Origin of the sequence: Pontibacterium sp. (genome assembly GCF_041587635.1) — a bacterium.
Taxonomy (GTDB): Bacteria; Pseudomonadota; Gammaproteobacteria; order Pseudomonadales; family Balneatricaceae; genus Pontibacterium.
In genome coordinates this window covers 1-7,017 of record NZ_JBFGYC010000176.1, presented here as the reverse complement: position 1 = coordinate 7,017, position 7,017 = coordinate 1, and the positions used below count along the sequence as shown (strand labels likewise).

At 47.7% G+C, this 7,017-nt stretch carries 5 protein-coding genes; 3 read left to right on the top strand and 2 right to left on the bottom strand.

All coding sequences use genetic code 11. From position 1 onward, the window contains the following. Window positions 1–1,347: 1,347 nt before the first annotated feature. From mqo to ABYW01_RS10325, 3 genes are all read left to right on the top strand, one after another. Window positions 1,348–2,835 (top strand): malate dehydrogenase (quinone), encoded by a 1,488-nt coding sequence (mqo, locus tag ABYW01_RS10335; protein ID WP_372832533.1) that lies wholly within the window; start codon window positions 1,348–1,350, stop codon window positions 2,833–2,835. Between the two features lie 133 nt (window positions 2,836–2,968). After that, complete coding sequence (locus tag ABYW01_RS10330) at window positions 2,969–3,322, top strand: DUF4389 domain-containing protein (RefSeq protein ID WP_372832531.1); 354 nt, start codon at window positions 2,969–2,971, stop codon at window positions 3,320–3,322. Window positions 3,323–3,446: 124 nt separating this feature from the next. Continuing rightward, window positions 3,447–4,616 carry a cytochrome-c peroxidase gene (locus ABYW01_RS10325; protein WP_372832530.1) on the top strand — a complete coding sequence of 390 codons (1,170 nt, stop codon included), beginning with the start codon at window positions 3,447–3,449 and terminating at the stop codon, window positions 4,614–4,616. A 47-nt stretch (window positions 4,617–4,663) separates the two neighbouring features. Here ABYW01_RS10325 and ABYW01_RS10320 read toward each other — a convergent pair whose 3' ends face one another. Continuing rightward, on the bottom strand, window positions 4,664–5,851 hold the full coding sequence (locus tag ABYW01_RS10320; protein ID WP_372832529.1) for a hypothetical protein: 1,188 nt from the start codon (window positions 5,849–5,851) through the stop codon (window positions 4,664–4,666). 443 nt (window positions 5,852–6,294) lie between these two features. Then, on the bottom strand, window positions 6,295–7,017 hold a 723-nt coding region (locus tag ABYW01_RS10315), incomplete at its 5' end, for a porin (RefSeq protein ID WP_372832528.1).

The window sequence follows — 7,017 nt, the reverse complement described above, 5'->3', positions numbered from 1 at the left end:
AGGTCCAGACATTCTTTGTAGGTCAACATAGTGAACATCCCCTGTAATTGAGTGATTAAGGATTGCAGCTTTGAGATGGCCTTCATCTTCAGTCTAGTGTGTCTGTTGTCGCAAAGAGTTCATCCAGATCAATAAATTGAAGGATATGTGAAGGATATTTATACAGCTGTCTTTATGGGCTTAAAATGCCGTGTCGCGGATCGGTGACACTCTAACTTGTTGATTTATATATAAAGCAGGATTTATTAGGTTTTAGTGTCTCTGATTGGAGACGGTTTGTTTGTTTATCGCAGCCACACACGCACGGTACCTGTGTTATTGACTATGAGTGTTTATTTAACATGTTGATATTAAGGGGTTTTATAAAGTTGGTCTTTGGTTTGCTTTAGTACAGTCCATTACATGACAGGAGCATCGGACTGCAACGATGTCCGGCGTCACCGTTAAATGGAGGAGCTACGATGCTAACCGAGTACTTTGTAAAACACTTTATAACGCTGTTTGTAATTGCTGAATCTTTAGCGGTGTACTTTTTCCTCGTCTGACTGATACGGAAACTTATTTAAAGTTTGGATAAGCTTTCACAGAATGAGACTGGCTTGGTTGCTGTGCTGGAAGGGGCAGTAACGCGGTGGCATCTACAGGGAGTAGGTCACCACTGGCTATCGGATGCAGGTGGCGGCCTGGCAGTCGTCCGGTATGTTGAAACGAACAGGAGGCACGGTCTCCCCTTCCACTTAATCTCTGTTATCTGCTTACGGAGAGATCTTTCCCTCTGCTTACTATTGCCAGATCTGGTACTTTAGTTTTAGCCGTTGCAGTCATTGGTATGCTGTACTGCAATATCTGACATCCTATACGGCTGTATTTTATAGACGCGTCTACGTTCAAGTAAACGCTTGGTCTTGCTCGTATCTCCTCTTCGTTGTCGGTTAACTGTCTTGAGCTGAGGCGGCGTTATCTCTGAAATATTCTTAATAGTTATAATCTTATGCGGGATTTTCGTTTGTCAGGTCTGTAAATGTGGCCTGAAAATGCATCATTCTTAAGCTTATAAGACTTTAGGCTAGCAATACTCCAAATGGATAATGGGGTTTTGTCGCATTGCACAAGACATCGCTCTTGGATTGGGTATAATCGGCGGCAAAAGAAAAGCACCGCGGATTATAACTGTAACAAAGCTGTGGTTATTCCAGCTCAGTTAGCGAGTGCTTCGCGAGGGATCTCCGGAAATATCAGCGGGTTAACTCTGATCGACCATCAGGCCTAGCCAGCGAATGCAGCCACAAGCTCTGTTTCCGGTGTCATCTCACCTACCATTATTTACTATTGAATGGCGAAGTTGTTATGACCACAAAAGCAGTTGATGTGTTGCTCGTTGGGGCGGGCGCGATGAGCACAACCCTGGGGATGTTGCTCAAGCAGTTAGACCCATCTATGAAGATTTGCATGGTTGAACGTCTTGATCATGTTGCACACGAAAGTACCGATGCCATGAACAATGCCGGTACCGGGCACGCAGCCTATTGTGAGCTTAATTACACGCCAAAAAAGGCCGATGGCGGTGTTGATCCTTCCAAAGCGTTTGCAATTAATGAAGCCTTTGAGGTGAGTCTGCAGTTTTGGTCTTACCTCGTAAATGCTAAAGCATTGCCGAACCCAGCCAAGTTTATCAGTAATGTTCCACACCAGAGCTTTGTCTGGGGTGAAGAGAACGTTCAGTTTTTACGCAGCCGTTACGAAACGTTGAGCAGCACCCAGCAGTTTGCTCAGATGGAGTATTCTGAAGACCACGAGGTGCTGAGTGAGTGGATGCCTCTGGTTATGCAGAATCGTTCAGCAGATGAGAAGGTTGCAGGTACGCGTGTTCGTCACGGTGCTGATGTTAACTTCGGGTCTCTGGCGCGACACATGGTTGAATATCTGGACCAACAGGGTGACTTCGAACTGCTGTTGAGCCGTTCAGTTGAAGAGCTGACTCAGGGTGATGATAAGCGTTGGACGGTTGAACTGAAGAACGAGCAGTCCGGTGCGAAAGAAACAATCGATGCCGGTTTCGTATTCCTGGGTGCGGGTGGTGGTGCGCTGCCGTTGCTGCAGAAATCAGGTATTGAAGAAGGTAAAGGTTACGGCGGCTTCCCGGTTAGCGGCATGTGGCTGGTTTGTAAGAATCAGGACGTTGTTGAACAACACAACGCAAAAGTTTATGGCCTGGCTCCGATTGGCGCGCCTCCAATGTCGGTTCCACATCTGGATACCCGCGTCATCGATGGTAAGAAAGCGCTGTTGTTTGGTCCATTCGCTGGGTTTACGACTAAGTTCCTGAAACAGGGCTCTGTGTTTGATATGTTCAAGAGTATCAAACCGGGGAACCTGAAACCGATGTTGAGTGTCGGTGCGAAAAGCATGGACCTGACCCGCTACCTGATTAGCGAAGTGATGCAGACGCATGACTCTCGTTGTGATGCACTGCGTTTCTTCTTCCCTGAAGCGAAGAATGAAGACTGGGAGTTATCCTATGCCGGTCAGCGCGTACAGATCATCAAGAATGACCCTGAGAAGGGGGGTAAGCTGGAATTTGGTACTGAAGTGATTGCTTCCGCAGATGGTTCACTAGCCGCTTTGTTAGGTGCATCACCGGGTGCGTCTACCGCTGTGCCAACCATGATTGAAGTAGTTGAGAACTGCTTTAACGAGAAGATGAACTCCGCTGAATGGCAGCAGAAGATCAAGGAGATGGTTCCTTCTTATAAGGAGTCTCTCATTGAAGACGGAGAGCTATTGAAATCCGTACGTCAGAACACTCTGACAACCCTGGGTCTTGGCAGCATCTGATCCAGTCGATATTAGCAGGTTTGAAGCCGGCCTTAGGTCGGCTTTTTTTATGCCTGCGCCGCAAGGAATGTTGAACATTCGTGCATATACTGTAGATAGATTCCGGTCATTCTCTGATTCTCAGGAGTTTGCAATGAGTGAAGACTTAAAGCAAAACCTGTCCAGAAGCAGTATTTGGATGCGTTTACTCTATATGTTGCTGTTCACAATTTTCTACAGTCTGGCGGAAGTGGTGCTTGTCGCAGTGGTGACTTTTCAATTTTTGATTACGCTGTTTACCGGTACCCCCAACGGGCGTTTATTGAAGTTTGGTAAAAGCCTGAGCACCTATGTGTATCAGGTGCTGCGATACCTCACATTTAACAGCGAGGCGCGCCCTTTTCCCTTTGGGGATTGGCCTGAATCATCGCTGAGTCATAAAAAATCCAGCCGCATGGCAAATGCGGAAGAGAGCTGGACGACTAAACCCAAGCCGTCGGACGACTAACGGAAACCCCGTGTTTTCTTTTGGCCACTAATCCCCCTGACCGAAATCAATATTTTTAGTATACCCTTATGTATAATTGCGAATAAAAGTAATTATCAGTTGGCTTTTTGTTAAGGGGCAGTGGGTGTCTAAATCAATTCGGCGTATCTCGGGTGTCAGTTTGGCACTGCTTTTAAGCGGATGTGTAAGTCATAACGGTGCCAATGAATCGGCGGTCAATCAGGAAGCGTTAAAAGCAACCTTGGGCCAGCAGCTATATTTTGATACCAATCTGTCGCAAAACCGTACTCAGTCCTGCGCAACATGCCACGCGCCAGAGAGAGGCTTTGTTGATCCACGTGATAACGGTGTACAAGGTGCCGTATCGCTTGGTGATGATGGTCGCTCGCTCGGAGATCGTAATGCGCCAACGGCCGCTTATGCGATGTTCAGCCCGAAATTCCGTCTGACTGAAGACGGGAAGTACATGGGTGGTCAGTTCCATGATGGTCGTGAAAACAGCTTGGCCGGACAGGCGGGCGGACCACCGACTAACCCGATCGAAATGGGGATGCCATCTAAAGCGGCGACCGCAGATCGATTACAAGAAAATGACCAATATGTCATCAGCTTCAAAGCAATCTACGGTGATGAGATCTTCGCCAGAGCTGATAAGGCATATGCGGCGATGGCAGACAGCATTGCGGCTTTTGAGCGGACCGAGTTGTTTGCGCCGTTTGATTCAAAGTACGATCGTTTCCTGCGTGGCGACTATGAACTGAGTAAACAGGAAGAGCTGGGACGCACGTTGTTCTTCTCCCAACAGTTCACCAACTGTAACCAGTGCCATCAACTGCAAAGCTCGCAACGTCACCCTAAAGAAACCTTTACCAACTACGAATACCACAATATTGGGGTTCCGGTGAATGTTGAGGCGCGTGCAAAAAATGGTGTGGCCGCAAACCATGTTGACCGAGGGTTGCTGGATAATCCACAGGTAAGCGATCAGGCACAGGCCGGTAAGTTTAAAGTACCTACCTTGCGCAATATCGCAGTAACAGGCCCTTACATGCATAACGGTGTATTTCAGGATCTTCGTACCGTGGTGCTGTTTTACGACAAGTACAACAGCCGCAGCGCTAAACGTCAGATTAACCCGGAAACAGGGGAGCAGTGGGGAGCACCTGAGGTCGCGGAGAATATCTCTTTGAAGGAGCTGGAGAGCGGTCCGGCGCTGAAAGAAAAACGGGTAGATGCGTTGGTGGCCTTTATGAAAACGCTGACCGATCAGCGCTATGAACACCTAGTTGAATGATATGTGAGCATGCCGCCGAGGACGCAGGCGGCATGCTCACAATTGAATCATGCGGGTGTGAACTCTATACCAGCTTGAGATAAACCGACCAAGTCTATGTTGCCTTGGTTGATCGAGGTATCAGCCGCAAGAACACCCAAGCTTGCTGAGGTGTGGATGCCTGATTCTAAAAGACCTATATAGAAATCGGACTGCTGTTGTGTAGGGCTTGTGCCAACAACATTTGTAAACAGTAACTCTACAATCTCTTCATGGGAGGCTCCCTCTCCCAACTTGGCGTTTATCGCCAAATTCATTAGATTCTCATAGCTCCAGCCACCATCAAGATACTTTAGCCCTATGCCCATGTAATTAGGGTTATTGATGGCTTCACTCCCGAATATTGCACCCAGTATTTTGGCGGTGATGCCTGCGTTTCCGTCCAGTACATCCAGAGCAATACTTTTATCCGAAAACTGCAGCCTTTCTATACCCTGCAATGTATCTGTAACGTTGCTCGTATTGACCAGCTCAAACCCATTAGACGACACACTGAGTTGATAATCAGCCCAGTTGCCAGCATATGAGATGAGGTCGATCCCTTCTCCTCCGTTAAATTGCTCGCTTGAATCCATGTCATCAGTAAATGTATCAGCGTCGTTCGTGCCGCTGTGAGTATTCGGGAGGGATGGAGAATCGTCAGAGGTTATGCTTGGTATTACATTTTGAGAACCAATAAAGCCGGTTGAGAAAAGATCCATTTCACCGGAGGATACTGAAGAGACGATATTCTCATTGGAGATGTCTTCTGGAATGCTTAGCCCCAAAAGATCGATCACGTTGAAACCGGAATCGTTCAAAATCGATGCAGCGACCGAGTTGCTATTTGGGCCTGGCACAAAAGTGTAGGTCAATTGAGCATCATCTATTGCTTGAGCGTGAGCCTGCATCGCCGCCCAGGTCGCTGATACGTTTTCCACATCCAGTTTGAGATAGCGGTCGGCGTCGGTTGGGTTTTTGTAGATATATGTGCCATCAGAGTTATCAATGGCACCGGAAGGCACTGTGTCGCGCGAGAGTATGCCTTGACGGGTACTTATATGTTCCCTGTCATCTCCATAAGCTCCCCCTTCCAAAACGTGTTGTACACCATCTACATCGGTGTATATCAAATAAAGATGTCTTCCCGTTGCGCCAAATGAGCTGAACGCTGAGAGTTCGAAGTCTTCGTATTCGATGCCAATCTGTTCAACCATTGTCACGTTCTCCATATCCCTGTGTGTTGAAAAGAAACTGCTCAATTAGATTGTTCTAATATTTTGAGCATATGTCACTGAATAATTGTTTAAATAATGATCTGTGTTCTATGGGTGAGTGTTTCCGATGCTCAGTTACTATCAGCTTGAGTGCGATAAGCAGACAAACGTGCTCCATGCAGTCATAAGGATTTTCCCTTTGTCACCTTGCAGATATTTGCGTGATGATTGATCAATTTACATAGGAAGAGGGGGATCTAGAGTCAGTCTTTTACATTGTCGTACCAATAAACAACCAGCATAAAAAAAGACCGGGTGATAAAACCCGGCCAAACTAAGAAAGCACTGAGACGTGCCGGAACTCCAATCCGACAATTTCAGGAAACCCTAAGTATCTGTCCTGAAGGGGGAGGGAGATACTCAGGGTTATACGATCAAGCGGCTCAGAACTTGATGCGCATACCAGCCAGATAACCGAGGTCTGAATTTGGCGCATCGGTATCGGCGATTTCGGCAAACAGGCTGACATTTTTCTGTGTTGGGAATTTGTATTCCACATTGGCATACCACTCGGTAGAGTCGGTGCTGCCTTCATCTGACTTCACTACGCCAATCGCCATTTTAGTGGTGGGTGACAGTTTGAATTTTGCTGCCAGGTTAGAGACGTCTTTATCACCTGCGCCGGTATCCGTGGTGCTGTAATCCGCTGCCAGAGCGGCAAAACCAAAGTTGTAAGCTGCGCTGATACCCCATGTGTTCTGGTCTTCGGTACCTGCTGTATTGGCATTGTAGGTCTGATAGGCTGCGGCCAGTTCTACACCGGCTAACTGGGTTGCTACGAACAGGTCGAAGGCTTCACCGGATCCATTGGCGGACGTTTCTGCGCCAATTAGGGCTGACGCGATGACGGTTACATTATCGAATTTCGCATCCAGACGAATCACATCATCGCCTTTGTCGGCAACCTGTTCAAAACGGTCCTGTGCGGTGTGAGTTTCCAATGCCGCCTCAACACCGAATTCGTCACCGGCCAGATTCTGACGACCAATCGCAATTGCAGCCGTGCCAAAATCCAGTCCGACATACGCTTCTTCCAGCTTGGCGCTTTCCTTGCTGGAGTCGTTGCCTTCGCCATCGAAGCTATAGTCCAGCTGGCCGAAGGCTTT